Source organism: Fodinibius sp. GM21, from assembly GCF_058386955.1.
The window spans coordinates 1-14,272 of record NZ_JBYEIQ010000002.1 but is presented as its reverse complement, the minus strand read 5'-3'; the positions used below and the strand labels follow the sequence as shown (position 1 = coordinate 14,272).

General features: G+C 41.9%; 12 protein-coding genes and 3 pseudogenes. 6 read left to right on the top strand and 9 right to left on the bottom strand.

Translation table 11 applies throughout. From position 1 onward, the window contains the following. Positions 1-218 precede the first annotated feature (218 nt). Positions 219-605 (bottom strand): hypothetical protein, encoded by a 387-nt coding sequence (locus ACT3IB_RS03750; protein ID WP_491537690.1) that lies wholly within the window; start codon positions 603-605, stop codon positions 219-221. A gap of 290 nt (positions 606-895) precedes the next feature. Then, complete coding sequence (locus ACT3IB_RS03745; protein WP_491537689.1) at positions 896-1,129, bottom strand: hypothetical protein; 234 nt, start codon at positions 1,127-1,129, stop codon at positions 896-898. 453 nt (positions 1,130-1,582) lie between these two features. Between ACT3IB_RS03745 and ACT3IB_RS03740 the strand changes: the two genes are divergently transcribed. Next, complete coding sequence (locus tag ACT3IB_RS03740) at positions 1,583-1,990, top strand: nuclear transport factor 2 family protein (RefSeq protein WP_491537688.1); 408 nt, start codon at positions 1,583-1,585, stop codon at positions 1,988-1,990. Positions 1,991-2,136: 146 nt separating this feature from the next. On the opposite strand, the gene ACT3IB_RS03735 is transcribed toward ACT3IB_RS03740, so the two are convergent. From ACT3IB_RS03735 to ACT3IB_RS03725, 3 genes are all read right to left on the bottom strand, one after another. Further along, positions 2,137-3,105, bottom strand: coding sequence for a S41 family peptidase (locus ACT3IB_RS03735; RefSeq protein WP_491537687.1), 969 nt, complete (start codon positions 3,103-3,105; stop codon positions 2,137-2,139). Position 3,106: 1 nt separating this feature from the next. Next, complete coding sequence (locus ACT3IB_RS03730) at positions 3,107-3,934, bottom strand: hypothetical protein (RefSeq protein WP_491537686.1); 828 nt, start codon at positions 3,932-3,934, stop codon at positions 3,107-3,109. Between the two features lie 439 nt (positions 3,935-4,373). Continuing rightward, complete coding sequence (locus ACT3IB_RS03725) at positions 4,374-5,075, bottom strand: VIT1/CCC1 transporter family protein (protein ID WP_491537685.1); 702 nt, start codon at positions 5,073-5,075, stop codon at positions 4,374-4,376. 389 nt (positions 5,076-5,464) lie between these two features. Between ACT3IB_RS03725 and ACT3IB_RS03720 the strand changes: the two are divergent. The 5 genes and pseudogenes from ACT3IB_RS03720 (at position 5,465) to ACT3IB_RS03700 (ending at position 11,362) form a co-directional block, all read left to right on the top strand. Next, positions 5,465-6,526: pseudogene (locus tag ACT3IB_RS03720) on the top strand (IS110 family RNA-guided transposase). A gap of 492 nt (positions 6,527-7,018) precedes the next feature. Beyond that, complete coding sequence (locus ACT3IB_RS03715) at positions 7,019-7,888, top strand: hypothetical protein (RefSeq protein WP_491537684.1); 870 nt, start codon at positions 7,019-7,021, stop codon at positions 7,886-7,888. A 576-nt stretch (positions 7,889-8,464) separates the two neighbouring features. Further along, a pseudogene (locus tag ACT3IB_RS03710) lies at positions 8,465-9,145 on the top strand (IS110 family transposase); the annotation flags it as partial. A 385-nt stretch (positions 9,146-9,530) separates the two neighbouring features. Continuing rightward, positions 9,531-10,433: pseudogene (locus tag ACT3IB_RS03705) on the top strand (IS110 family RNA-guided transposase); the annotation flags it as partial. 320 nt (positions 10,434-10,753) lie between these two features. After that, positions 10,754-11,362 carry a toxin-antitoxin system YwqK family antitoxin gene (locus ACT3IB_RS03700; protein WP_491537683.1) on the top strand — a complete coding sequence of 203 codons (609 nt, stop codon included), beginning with the start codon at positions 10,754-10,756 and terminating at the stop codon, positions 11,360-11,362. Positions 11,363-11,583: 221 nt separating this feature from the next. On the opposite strand, the gene ACT3IB_RS03695 is transcribed toward ACT3IB_RS03700, so the two are convergent. From ACT3IB_RS03695 to ACT3IB_RS03680, 4 genes are all read right to left on the bottom strand, one after another. Continuing rightward, a complete protein-coding gene (locus ACT3IB_RS03695; protein ID WP_491537682.1) occupies positions 11,584-12,345 on the bottom strand; it encodes a hypothetical protein in 762 nt (253 codons plus the stop codon). A gap of 5 nt (positions 12,346-12,350) precedes the next feature. Continuing rightward, a complete protein-coding gene (locus tag ACT3IB_RS03690) occupies positions 12,351-12,830 on the bottom strand; it encodes a hypothetical protein (RefSeq protein ID WP_491537681.1) in 480 nt (159 codons plus the stop codon). Continuing rightward, positions 12,823-13,230 carry a hypothetical protein gene (locus ACT3IB_RS03685; protein WP_491537680.1) on the bottom strand — a complete coding sequence of 136 codons (408 nt, stop codon included), beginning with the start codon at positions 13,228-13,230 and terminating at the stop codon, positions 12,823-12,825. The genes ACT3IB_RS03690 and ACT3IB_RS03685 overlap by 8 nt, the downstream gene beginning before the upstream one ends. A 727-nt stretch (positions 13,231-13,957) precedes the next feature. Next, positions 13,958-14,272, bottom strand: a 315-nt coding sequence (locus ACT3IB_RS03680; RefSeq protein WP_491537679.1) for a transposase, incomplete at its 5' end; no start/stop codon positions are given.

Below are 14,272 nucleotides of genomic sequence, written 5' to 3'. Positions count from 1 at the left end.
TAATGGCCTTGCGTATATTCTTTAAACCACTGTGCAACTTGTTATATAACAAACGACAGCCTTAAAAGCTATGGGGTATGCTTTTCACCCAGATTCATAGCGCGGGCAAGATACGTTTCAGTTTATCCAAAACTAAGCTTAGGGCAAGTTATTAGACGGGCTCGTACTCCGCTGGTAATTATTGTTAGTTTCACTTCTTGGAGAAGTAAGAGCACAATTTAACCAACTTTAATTGCTTCTGTCACTGATACAATTTCACTAAAGGTCGATGTTGTTCTCTGGATATAGGAATCTTCTTTGATTTCAATTATCTCTACTGTAAATCTTGCATCTTCCGGGATCCAGATATCATTGGGATTCTCTAAAACCTGACTCAGTGTAAGAGTGAATTTACAGTTCTCAACCCAATTTACCTGTAATTCAATTTTTATTTTTGACCGTTTATTATATTCAATCTGCTTATCTCCCTTTCTTTCGATGATAGTACTGCCATGCTTTTCATCTGGTATTTTAAACTTCCCATTCCTGTATTCTTGACAATCCATATTTTGAGCAAAAAGAGAAGTTGCAAGAAACGTAAAAAATATGACCAGAAATATTCTCATGGTAAGGGCTCCATATTCGGTGCTAATTGGTATTGAAACTAAATGAATGAGGGAATCATTCAAAAATTCAAAAAGCCACAAATTTTAAAAATAAGTTAAACTAGCTTACATCAAAAAATACCTGAGGGCTTCCCGTATATTTTGGCAGGCGCCGGGACGTAGGTTTTAAAAAAGAGTAACTAAGATATGAAATGCCGGCAAGGAGATAGCAAGCCCTGTCCATCTTAATGCGCTGAGTAGATTTCTTTTCCTTAGCTGCTTCAAGTATGATAATTGGGAATAGAGAGCAATCACAATTTCTTACGAAACCATGTCGCCGTGTCGGAATTGGTGACTTCTTGGGATGTTTCAGCCATGAATTGCATGTCTATTGCCACTTCAAACTGGCCCATATCAGGACTAACTTTAGCATCAATCTGATAGTGGGTTGTGCTATCTGGAAAGGTGATCTTTTGGGGCGTAGAATCAGCACTCGATTGGCATCCAAACATAAAAAGTGCTCCAAATATGATGACTGATATCACAACATGAAATAATAAAACCCGACGATCTATGTTTTACAAAAACATCGACCATTAAATTTTTTTGATTGAAATGAAACCCATAGCCATTAGTGTACTAATAACTTTTACGCATGTTACACTTCCACTCATGCTAAGTTAGTAAAAAATAACAGCCCGGCGTTTAAGAGGCTCGGGCATTGCTGTTGATTTTGCAACTAATGAAATTAGTGATTCAAACCCCAAGAAGGTAAAGACCAGTCGAGGTGCGTTTGCGTTAATACGCTGCCTAGCTACGTTCAGACTCATTACCATTCTTAAAATTAATACGAAACCCTCTCTAATTACCTCTATATAAGTATATATAAGTAATTTTAAGTGCCTGTTTTTATTTAACTTATAATAAATAAAAAGGGTCTATTTCAAGTCAAAATTAACTATCTTACAGTTTATATAAACAAATAATAGAGGAGCGTTATGAAAAATTTAGATCTGGCAAAAAGCGGATATAAAAAATTTGCTGAAGGAGATATCAAGGGTGTTTTATCTCTGTTTGATTCCAATATGGAATGGCATGAGTGCAAGGGGTTTCCTTTTATCGAGGGTGATGGCGTGTTTAAAGGACCGGAAGCCGTAGCCAAGGGTGTTTTTAACATGATTCCTGAGCATTATGATGGGTTCAATATAGAAATTGAAAACCTTATGGAATGTGATGACAAAGTAATTATGGAGGGTTATTACACCGGAACGTGGAAGGCCACCGGCAAAAAGTTCAAAGCCAATGCAGTGCATATATGGACCGTCAAAAATGAAAAGCTTACTCGTTTCTTCCAGGCTGTAGACACTGCGACAATAGTTAATCCCGTAAAAGTTAAGGCAATGTAGCTGAAAACTTTACGAATAAGGTGCGAATATAAAATTGTTGAGTCAATAAATAATGAACGAAGAGCTAAAAAGCAGAGTATGCGCCGTGCCCTCCGAAGGTCAACGTAGGAGGGAGGTGCATCCCTCTAAATGCGAGGATTAGCTGTCTATTGTAAGACTTGAATCGCTTTTTGCAAATATTCGCCTTTCTCTTTACGAACTCCTTGCAGTGTTTTTTCAACAGTAATTTTTGGCTTAACACCTATTAGATGATGTTGAGAACCATCATGTTTTACTACTTTCATTCCTGTCCATCCAAACCGGAACCTGCCCGGAAGTTTCAGTCGATTTGCATTCCCATTTACTCCTCCCGTTGGTTGACCGACTATTTCAGCAAGGTCATAATGTGCAATAAAACTTATAACCGATTCTGCGTAGCTGACGGCCCTTGCATCCGTAATAAATACAGCCTTTGCGCGAATGTGTGGCTTAGCGGGTTCAAGTTGCCATCCCTGTTTCTGATAACCCACAATATTCTTCTGGTTCGGGTAAATTATTTTTGGTATTTGCATCCACTGATCCGAGGTATCCGGACTGGTAAGAAGGTGTCGAATAATCTCATGATTTCTATTGGGATATCCTCGCAGATCAAAAATAACGCCATGGCTTGAAGCTATTTGATCTATTTTGTCATTTATACTATCCATTGACGCACGCGTCAGATCTACGTAATATATTCCGTTTTCAATTTCACCTATAGCATCTAAATTACTACTGCCAATCTTAATGACCGATCTGCGACTTAACCGCTTAACCGTATATGTCTGAAGTTCCTGTTCATTCTTAATCTCAACAGTTGCTTCTGTTCCAATGCTCCCAGTTCCCAGTTTCCGTAAAGAACGATGCAATGATAGCTGAGAAGAACCTGAAATAAGCTTTCGCTCTTCTTGTACTATTTTCGGTGCTGATTTTTCATCCACCGTCTTAATAATATTACCCGGTTCTATTTTCTCATGCATGGAATGCGTAACAACAACCTTATTGTCGATCCAGTCTACCAAAAAGGGCAACCCTCCCCTATCTGAAAGGGTTGGATGATAAAGTCCGGTATGACCGTCATGAGTATAAGCAAGCATGCTACGGAATGTAGTAAAAAAAGTCTTTCGGCGTATCGTCTCCCAAGGTTTTCTTGAGAGCTGTATTCAGCTGTTTTTGCCAGCCTACATCAATAACTTCAAAGTGGGGATAGAAATGCTGGAGCTCATTCCAGGCAATAATGATATCGGCCAACCAGACATTCTTATTGTCGATACTCGCACTGTCTAACTCAACAGCTTCCAGCCCCTTCTTTAGTCTATTGAGATCAGACACCGGGCTTTTGGGCAGTGTCTGTGACTCATCGCTATATAGAGCGAGGGGTACTTGGCTCCATAAATTGGTTGTTAATTGACGAATAGCTGTTTCTCCGACATGGGGATGCTGCTTATATAACGGATTAGGGGATGCAGTATCTTGGTCTATTCTGTTGATACGATTGCTCGCATAACCTTGACTTTGGTTCTCCATATCTACACCCAGATGTTGCCATGCCACTGTCTTAAAATTGGATGTATCTTCATCTATACGGTTCAAATATTGGTTGAGAAATAAGCCACTGTCAGGCTCAGCATCTGTAATGGTTATAGTTCGGGCAATCGGCAAGAACAACTGTTGCAATATCTTTTTTAGCTCTTGATCGTTTTCCGCCTTTTTGACCTTCTTTGCTCCCACTATTGCCAGCTTATTCCAGTTTATTTCCCGGGCTTCATCACTTGGATGAAAATACTTGACATAGCCATACAGTTTTGAGAAGGCCATGAGGTTTTTTACCTCTTGGCTAATCGCTTCATCAGAAGATTGACTGGTACAAGAAACGACCGTCAACACAGTCAATAATAACAGAACTGAGCTCTTAAATGAATTCATAAACTCTAAATTTATTTAAGACAGCTAGCGACATCCTATGTTTAAAACACTTGCCATTGACTGGTATTTTTTATTCGCAAATATTCCTTTAAACGGAAGCTTGGTGGCAGGGAGGGAACCAGTCAGACGACACTGCGAATAAGCTTTGCACGAATAAATGTTGAGTTGATAGATTGATAAATAATGAACGGAAAGCTAAAAAAACAAACCCCAGCAACCGGTCCGCACTCCGAAGACTTGGCGAAGGGTGGCGAAGTGCATCCCCTTAATCGCGGGTTATAGGGCACTTTATGCAAGAGGATTAGAAGTTATTTAACAGACAAACATAAGTGTAATGAGTTTCTCAAAGCAATTTATTGTCAACTTACCACAAAGATTAAAAGTAGTAACGCTGCTCATTATAACAGCCCGGCATTGCATTCATACAATACTTGCTAAATTAAACATTAACGCCAAAAAGGTAACCAACCAATGCTGACAAACCCATTGCAATAGTTCCCCAGATTACAATTCGTATCACCGCTTTACTAATGCTTGAACCACCAGTCTTTGCTGATACAGCACCAAGAATAATGAGAGATAGAATAGTAAACCCGTAAAGGAAAAACTCTATTTGTGAAACAGGTGCAAAAAGGGTAACGATTAAAGGTAAAAGCCCACCAGCTGTAAATGCAGCACCTGATGCTAAGGCTGCTTGAATTGGTTTCGCTTGACTTATTTCATTGATGCCTAATTCGTCACGAATGTGCGTCCCCAGTGCATCTGATTCGGTTAACTCTTTTGCTACTTGTAATGAAGTCTCTTTTTTAAGGCCCCTTCTTTCATAAATCTGTGCCAAAATTTTCATTTCATCTTCGGGCATTTCTTCAAGTTCTTGTTTTTCCCGTTCAATATCAGCTTTCTCAATGTCCGTTTGTGAACTAACAGATACATATTCTCCGGCGGCCATAGATAATGCTCCCGCAACGAGACCTGCCATGGTTGCTAATAAAATTGGATCTCTTGTTGCACTGGCTGTTGCTACACCGATAGCAAGGCTTGAAATAGAGATTATACCGTCATTTGCGCCAAGAACGGCTGCTCTTAACCAATTACTTCGGTGTATATAATGGCTATCTAAATAGTTGTCAATGGTTTTCATTTATTGTTATTAGTCTAACGGTTGACATTACACAAGCACAAGCAAATCATCGATGAAATTGAGTACGTCCTCACATCATTACATAATCATTAATATTATCTTCAACAGATATAGTATGAAGAAATTGGAGTTCATATCAAAGATACAACATCACCCAATACTCAAGATGTTTAAGATATTTTGATATTGCGTTAGCCCTATAACGACGTTGCGCATAAGCTGCACAAGAACCAGTGTTGAGTTAATAAATAATGAACGGAAAGCTAAAAAGTAGTAATGGCCTGTTGCAGGAGAGGGGTGCGTCCTAGTTAATGCGCGGGATCTTTCCAAAAAGGAAGTCCTCACTTAGATTAGAGATTATCAACCCTAACTAATCCAAGGAGGACCCCATGACCTATATAGGAATAGATCTTCACGCTAATAATATGGTAATTGTAGCGATTAACAGCAACGGAGAAGTGATCCGGGAGGCCAAGTTGCCGACCTCCACCCGAGCACTGGAGGATTTCTTTAATACATTTGATGGGCCTGTCCGGGCTGTGGTTGAATGTACCAGCAACTGGTATTGGTTGTCGGACTGGTGTCGAGCCAACGATGTAGACTTGACGCTGGCCCACGCAAAGATGGTGAAGGCCATCAGCTATGCGAAGGTTAAAACAGATAAAGTGGATGCGAAAACGTTGGCCGAGCTGCTCCGGGCCGACCTTATTCCGGAAGCGTATCAAATACAGCACGACCGACGAGAACTTCGGGAACTCACGCGCGGACGCCTACGGCTGATCCAGTGGCGGGGCAAGTTGCAGTCCACGCTCTGGAACCAGGCCATCAAGTACAACGTGCAAATCAGCGGAAGTCAGTGGCGAGAGTTGGACAAATTGGGTGACTGGCTTCACCCACAGTTGCCACCGGCAGCAAACCTGCAGGTCCAGCTAATGCTTAAGCAGATTAGTCAGCTACAGCAGCATATCCACCGGCTGGAGGAGGAGGTTGACAGGCAGATCCCCTTCGAAGCCTCGGCCGAACGGCTCATGGCCGTACCAGGATTAGGCAAAGTAGGTGCCTGGACTATTCTGGCTGAGATTGGAGATATTAACCGATTCCCCTCTGCCAAGCAGTTTGTCAGCTAATGTCGGCTGGTACCGGGGGCCAAGGACAGCGGGGGATCCCATCGCCATAAGTCAGGAAACAAAGATGGGAACAGGTACCTGCGAGCGGCTTTCGGACAGGCCGCGGTCTCCGCCTATACCCATTACAAAGTAGTAAAGAAATTTTATCGTAAGATTAAACGCCGAAGTGGTAAACCTGTAGCACGAGCCGTCGTCGCCAAGGAACTGGCCAAGGGAGTTTGGCATATGCTGACCAAGAACCAAGAGTATAAAGGATTTAAGGGGCAGCCAGTACGGGCGGCCTCACAAACCTGCTGGCCCCAGCCTATAAACCCGTACGTATAACCGGGATTCTTAAGCCCGTGCGTGGGATTGGGGAATAGGCTGGCTGGCCGGTTAAAGATCTGGGATAGTCCCGATTATTCGGGGCAGCTTCCGCCCATTGGCAGAAGATAAGCCCGAAAAGGGGTTTGGATGCCGGCAGGTAATCCGAACGTGATCAATGAAGCTGGTCGCCAGCGATAGGTTTGAAGCAAGGATTTATAGAAAGATAAAACGAACAGCTGGGTGAGGACTATATGCTTGACATTTTCCTTTTTAAAGGAGTTATACCGCTTGAGTTTTTAATGAATTAAATCGTTTCAAATTGATTTTTCATTTTTGCTATTTCAGCACCTTAACTTGTCTTTTTCTTATTAAGATTTTGGGGGCGGCAAAATATATTGCCCGAATATTCTTAATAGAGTTTTAATAATATTTGCTACAATAGCATATTATTCAGAAATATGCGTAATTATAAGTATTAGTTATTTTTTATTGCTAAAATGGCCACCGAAGATGAAACACTTTAAAATCTTTACCTTATGGGGATTATTTTTCCTAATCATATCGGTTATTCATTGTGAGAAAAATCCTTCGGGTCTTGAACTATCATCAGATACGGGACTTGATTTTCCCGGTTCTGCTGCAGTATCGCAAACCATGCGTTTTGTATTTTCAAATCCGCAGAATAATGATCTACCCGCTTGGGGTCCGGGGGGCAGAGGAGTGACCTATATCTGGAAAGTATATCCGAGAAAACAGTATGGCTATTATACTACTTTTTTCTGGGGAAATTTGGGTACCTTCTTGTATAGTGATGATATTACTTATTATGGTTTTCATCCTTATCCCACTGGTAGTGGGAATACCCATAAATGGGAAATTGCAGGTGGTAAAGGGGCAGATATTGTGACTGACGATGGTGATGTTGTGTATGATACCTGGTATACTCAGGTTGCTAGGGTATGGTCGGATAGCAATGGTAAGCATCATGAGTATTACTGGGATTGGCCGGATACCTCAAAAGTAGTAGCTTTTACAGCAAGTACAAGTTATGGAAATAATAATCCTCCTGTTCCTGCACTAACATGGGGAGATGCCCCCTGGCCTAATAGTTCTGGATGCAACTTTGGTGAATGCGGAGAAGGGGCAGAAGTTTTTGATGGAATCCTGAGAGGTATACAGATTTATAATAACAAGCTTTCTTTCTCTAATATTCACAGTGAGATTGAAAGTCCACTTTCAACATCTGCTGGGGCTTCAAATATCTGGTATCTTAATATTAATCCGACACCTTCTGATATCTCTGACAAATCAGGGAGAAATCATAACCCTTCCTGGGTTGGAAGTGAAAGGCCTACTTTGTATACCAGTGCTAAAATGTAAAATACTATATCTCAAGTCTCTCATTATTGGGGTATTATATTTTTTAATTAATGTTCTTATTCATCTAAGCCGTATAACGACATCCTATGTTTAAGCACTTCGTATTGACAGGTATTGTTGATTCGCGGATATTCGGTTAAACGGAAGGTTGGTGGCAGGCAGGGAACCAGTAAGACGACATTGAGCCATAGAGCTCGAGCGCAATGATTGCCCTGCCGGTTGCCACCGCCGGGTAACCACCGGCAGCCACAGTAGGCTTCGAGCCAGTATGCAGGATGGATTTGGACACGAAAACCTTCTTCACCTTCACATATTTAAAATATACGAAGCTATGAACACTATTGGTATGGGTTGACTGCCTTTGCGCAGCCCGCAGGCTTGCTGGTCAATTTCCTAATTCCCCAACCGGATGGAAACAGTTAAGCGAATGGATTGAAGGTGATCCCGGAAGCCTCCGGCCCTTATTATCTGGGATTGGCCAGTTATTTATATGAGCAGGACATAAAAATTAGTGTCCTGAATCCACTGGTGATCCGGCGCTACGGACAGATGAAGCTAACCTGAACCAAAACAGACGCCAAAGATGCCGCCTTACTTGCCCAATATGGCATTGATCAACAACCGGACCGGTGGCGGCCGCCCTCTAAGGCCCGACAAGCCTTGAAAAAGCTCATGAGCATGCGGGAAGGGCTACTGCGGCAGAAAGCCATTCTCACCGGACAGGCCGAAGCATTTACCCAAAATAAAGAAATTAAACCCATGGTGAATGAGCTAATCAGGAAGATGCAAACGGAATTAGAAGATAATATTACCCGTATTGACAAACGTATGGCAGCATTAGCTGAGGAGCATTACGAGGAGGTTATGGAAGCGCTTTTAACGATACCTGGCATTGGCCAGAAAACAGCTATTGAACTGGTAACAATTACCGATGGATTCCGTCGCTTTGATGGCGCCCGAAAACTGGCCAGCTACGTGGGCATTTGCCCCCGGATCTGGGAGTCTGGTTCATCGGTGAAAGGACGCGGAAGTATTAGCAAGTTGGGCTGCCCGCAACTACGGAAGCTGCTATATATGTGCAGCTGGTCAGCAAAGCGCAGCAATCCAGCCTGCAAGAAAATGTGTGGCCGACTAAAGAAAAGAGGAAAACCAGAAAAAGTAATTAAGGTAGCCATTGCCCACAAACTGTTGCGACAAGCTTTTGCCGTCGGCAAGAGGTGCGAAGCGTTCAACGAAAAAAAGGCATTGGTTGCTTGACTTTAAACACAGTTCATTGCGCATAACCGGCCTTTAGATTACCTCTCAAATAAATAACTGATTATGTTGGTTGTATCAACCGCAACTGGACCTGCCGGGGTGACCTAGATAACCGGCTAGCTATAGAACTAGCGTGCGTATGAGTCCCGGGCAGATTTCCAGACCAGAAGGCACTAGTTAGAATGTAAGCTCCAAGGGAGCCAGTAAAGGTAATAGTGGCTGGTCTCATCCAGTGTGCGGATCGTTATCCACTCATAAATATAGCAGAAAATATTATGGAAGCCAGCTATTATGTCGGTATTGACATCTCTAAACACCGATTGGATTGGCAAATAAATGATGCCAGGAACACGGATCTTGCAACCGGCCAAGCCGCAAACACCCCAAAAGGATTCACAAAATGATTGGCTCATGGAAACGAGGAAAGATCCGCCTGGATGAGCTCATCGTTTGTTTTGAGCATACCGGCCCCTACGGGCTTTTGCTAGCTACTATCTTAGAAGAAGCCACAATTTGTTATGTGATGGTTTCGGCCGCCCAGGTTCAGCGCTCCCTTGGTATCCGCCGAGGAAAGTCGGACCCCATTGATGCCCGGCGGCTGGCCGAATACGTCTGGCGCTTTCGGGATCGATTGGCTCCTAGTCGGCTGCCATCCAAAGCGCTACTGGAGCTGCGCAGTTGGCTAATATGGTGGGAGAAGCTGGTGAAAATGCGAACGGCCCTAACCAATGGCATCAAGGCCAATACCCTTACCAGCCAAGTGGCAGATCTTGGCGAAATAAACGATCAGATGCAGGCCTGCCATGATCAATTGACCGAGCAACTGAAGTTGGTCGATCGGACCATCAGGGGCCTGCTCCGCAGGTACAACACCACCGAAGGCCAATACGAGCTACTCATTAGCATTCCAGGTATTGGCCCCGTAATTGCCGGATGGTTGTTGGTGTATACGGAAGGGTTTACCCGATTTGCCAACGCTAGGCAACTGGCTTGTTTTGCCGGTAGTGCGCCATTTCCCCACCAAACGGGCAATAGCAAGAACCCTGACCGGGTCAGCGAGTGGCGTTGCGTACGACTAAAGACACTACTGCTCAATGGGGTGCATTCAGCCATCCAGTATGACCCGGAGCTGCGAGCCTACTACCAACGTAAATGTGAGGAGGGAAAACATCCGAAGAGCGTAAAGAATGCCGTGGTTTGTAAGCTGTTGTACCGGGTCTTTGCGGTCATTAATCGTGGGACGCCTTATGTGAAATTATATGAGCACAAGACTACAACAGTAGCTTGACTTAGTCTTAGAATACGCACGAATTGATGTTGAAGTAGCAACTAACGAAAGAAGAGGCTTAAAACCAAGAGGGGCAGAGATTTGGCGAGGTGCGTCCGCGTTAATGCGCGGGTTATGCACCCGATTCACCCAAACACCTCATTTATAGGACAATTCTTTCAGATGTTTATGAAGAGATTCAGCAAAATCGGCTATTGTATGATAATTTGGAAGTTTAATTTTATACTCTACATTTGTAGAGATGTTTATAGATTTCAAGAGAAAACAATACAAATACCACAGTTAACCTAGCTGTTCACTCACAAATAAAGAGACTGCACATGATATTTCGAGACTATTCTCCGTTCCGACCAGGTTTAAAAACCGCACTGCTCTTGCCCATCCTAGCCTTATTTATGCTTACGTTCTGCAGCAAAGAGGCTGAATACAAAGCTGATTATCCGCAGACAACCTACAGTAATGTTGAACTTCATTTGGATGGCAAGCGCGATAAGGAACTTGGAAAACCACTAGGTACCCATTACACTTCTTCCGGAAAACCTTTTACGGGAACGCGAAAGATCTATTACTCCGATACAGACAGTCTGCATATGAAGCAGACTTTTGAAAAGGGGATACAAACGGGAGCCGTTATTTATTATGATAACGGAGATACCGTTCGACAAAAGCATGGGACATATTTAGATCAACCTCACCTTGAGCAAATGTACAGAAATGGCAGTTTGGTCTATGAAAATGTCCCACCTACAGAAAGCAAAGACGGAATGGGTCATGTTCGCTTGTGGCATAAGAATGGGCAGCTTTCAGTTGAACATTCTTACACTGGAGACCAGGTAAAGCAGGGACTTTTGACGGAATATGATGAAGAGGGCAATATTACCATGAAAGAGCGATATGAAGATGGGGAATTGGTGGAAACGATAAAGTAACGAAGGGTGAGGGGTACCCCATTTAAATCGAAGACTGCCACAAAGAACATTAATGGCCACGAAAGTTTGTTGTAACAGGGTGTATAACGACATTGCGCATAAGCTGCGCACGCAAATTATTGAGTTGATAAATAACGAACGAAAAGTTAAAAAGCCAAGAGCGGCAAAGAATTGGCGAGGTGCGTCCGCGTTAATGCGCGGGTTAGCTGGCTTTTAGTCATCTAAATTTTAAGTTCCATATCAATATTTTTTTCAATCCAAGCAATCCCTTTTTCCGTCAAATAAACATTTTCTGAGTTTATATGAATAAGTGCCTCATTTGAAAGTTTGTTAAGCACATAACTTTTAAACATTCCTTTGCTTGAATAATTTACTATTTCAAAAAGTTCATCTTTACTGATTGGTTCCGAATATCTATGATATAAAGCTATGAGGGCTTTTTCATCAGCGTTTAAGTTTGATGATAAAATAACAATATCCCCATTTATTTCTTCAACTATGGGGAACTTTTTAGCACTCAAAGAATCAATCAATTCTTGTATTTTGTTCTTTGATAAATTTGACTCCTCTCTTATTATCTCAGCCAATGACCAATAAACTAGCCTCATAACTACCCTTGAATCCATCTCATTTACATCAATTACATCTCCTAAATGAGCAACATCCCTTTTGTTCCTAATATCAAATAAGATATCTAAACATTTTAAAAGCTGGAATCTTAACCCTTCTGCAAGTGATGTATCTTGAGATACGGCGTGGTCAATTTGACTTCTATTAAGTTGATTTCCAATGGCAGTATACGTTCCTGCTTGTTTCCATTCTAAATAACGATAAGCTGCCTCTGCAAATTTTGCCCCGTTGAGTTCAGCCGGTTTCCAATCACCTCTTGAGAAACGTGATTCAATTTCAATGAACTCTCGTACTATCTTTTCGACAATTTCTTCTGGTACAGAACTTAAGCTCCTTTTTAACTTTTCACTCATAAAATCTAATTATTTTCAAATATTTTAAGAGCATCTTTTGTAGGCTCATAGAGATACTTTTTCCCATCTTTGGTACGGCTAAGATAAGTTGGCATAAGTTCTTTTAGCTTACTAGAAGTGTTGCTACCACTTTGAGGCGTAACACCGAGCTCATCTTTTATAACTTTTGGGACAGAATGCCTATTTGCTTCTTCTCCTCTAGAATAAAGCTTTACTACAGCCCAAATAGTTTGTTGATTCCTGTTGCCATTAGCCGCCTTAGTTGCAGGAGGTAAGTTTTCTATTATATTTTTTTCCCACTCATTCAGATTATCGTCTAAATTCGATGGGGCACTATTTTTTGAACTTGAATTTGATCTATTTCTCTTATTTAAAAGATGATTTAGTATTGATTTATAGGTTATCTCTCTGAAATCGTCTTTAACAAAATCAGATGAAGAAATTTCTGTTGCTTCCTTGATTGAGTTCTCAATATAATTACTCATTATTTCCTCCACTTGGATTTAATTCTTCTAATCCTGTTATAATTTGGTGAGATGCGATATAATACTTCGAAGAATCATTTTGAGATATTAAACGATCTTCTTTTAACTCCTTTAGCTTTGGATTTACGGTTCCTTTTGGTAAGCCTGTAGCTTCAGGAATATCTTTAGCTGCAATTTCTTCCGATTCCCGTAAGTCTAAAAGTAAGGATACTTTACACCCTAAAATATATGCTAAGACTTTATTCCTCGTAGTTAAATTTTGAAAGCCGGGTTTCAATACTACTCTACCACTTTCAGAATCAATACCTAGAATATCTTTTAATCCCTCAGCTAACCGAGATCGGTCTACCTCGTCTGCATCTAGTAATAAATCTTTTAACGGATCATTATTTTTGTTCATAATCTATTTGTCTAATTAGGTTTTGTTGCACTTTTTATGTAACAACAATAATGCCAAGGGTTTATAGGTATCATTATGACAGTATAGATATTAAAAAACAAAAAGTTATGAAGTTACGACATTACATATTTTATAAATAGATGATACAATGTCAATTTGACTTCAAATGAACAGGAGAATTGTATCAAAGTTTTGATAGCTATGAATAATAGAATGGGGGAAGCCAGCTAACGGACGGCGCATAACCTGCGCCGAGATTATTGACGGGTTATAAATGACAAAATTTGAACCGTAAAAGCAAAAGTTGGAAACGATGGGCGAGCGGCGTCCGCGTTAATGCGCGGGTTAGTTTGGGGCGAAAGGAGTGGAGCCAGCAAAGTTGTGATAAAAACGACGGAAGAAACACAGCGGAGGCGGAATTGAATTAGCCCCGACCGGCCAGGACAAAATGTGAAATAGGATTTTCGGAAAAGCTGATACATTCTAAACCTGACAAAAGTTGTTGTAAAAGCGACCGAGAAACGGCTTAATAACGGATGTTTTTAAGCCGTAACGTTTTGTTGACAAACCTTGAAGGCCGGCGGGCAAACTAACGACATTGCGCATAACCGGCAGGCGCCAACGTGTCGAATTAATTATAAAACGAAAGATTAACTAATAAATGAAAGGGAGACAAGGAGATGGCGAGGCCTGTCCGAGTTAATGCGTATTCTAAGACTAAGTCAACTCATTTTATTGCCTCATGTTGATGTATCTTTACATATGGGGTGCCTCGATCAATAACCGCAAAGACCCGATAAAGTAGTTTACAGATGACCGCATTTCGTACGCTTTGCGGATGTTTCCCTTCGGCGCATTTTCGCTTGTAATAGGCCCGCAGCTCCGGATCATATTGGATGGCCGAGTGTACGCCATTCCCTAACAATGACTTTAGCCGTTGACATCGCCACCGGCTGACTCGGTCAGGGCTCTTGTGTTGACCCGATTGCTTGGGAAATGGAGCACTGCCGGCAAAACAGGCCAGTTGCCGCCCATTGCCAAA

Bases quoted from the DNA above. Each gene is read 5' to 3' on its own strand.
- ACT3IB_RS03750 (WP_491537690.1), bottom strand. From the start codon at position 605: ATGAGAATATTTCTGGTCATATTTTTTACGTTTCTTGCAACTTCTCTT.
- ACT3IB_RS03740 (WP_491537688.1), top strand. From the start codon at position 1,583: ATGAAAAATTTAGATCTGGCAAAAAGCGGATATAAAAAATTTGCTGAA.
- ACT3IB_RS03735 (WP_491537687.1), bottom strand. From the start codon at position 3,105: ATGCTTGCTTATACTCATGACGGTCATACCGGACTTTATCATCCAACC.
- ACT3IB_RS03730 (WP_491537686.1), bottom strand. From the start codon at position 3,934: ATGAATTCATTTAAGAGCTCAGTTCTGTTATTATTGACTGTGTTGACG.
- ACT3IB_RS03725 (WP_491537685.1), bottom strand. From the start codon at position 5,075: ATGAAAACCATTGACAACTATTTAGATAGCCATTATATACACCGAAGT.
- ACT3IB_RS03715 (WP_491537684.1), top strand. From the start codon at position 7,019: ATGAAACACTTTAAAATCTTTACCTTATGGGGATTATTTTTCCTAATC.
- ACT3IB_RS03700 (WP_491537683.1), top strand. From the start codon at position 10,754: ATGATATTTCGAGACTATTCTCCGTTCCGACCAGGTTTAAAAACCGCA.
- ACT3IB_RS03695 (WP_491537682.1), bottom strand. From the start codon at position 12,345: ATGAGTGAAAAGTTAAAAAGGAGCTTAAGTTCTGTACCAGAAGAAATT.
- ACT3IB_RS03690 (WP_491537681.1), bottom strand. From the start codon at position 12,830: ATGAGTAATTATATTGAGAACTCAATCAAGGAAGCAACAGAAATTTCT.
- ACT3IB_RS03685 (WP_491537680.1), bottom strand. From the start codon at position 13,230: ATGAACAAAAATAATGATCCGTTAAAAGATTTATTACTAGATGCAGAC.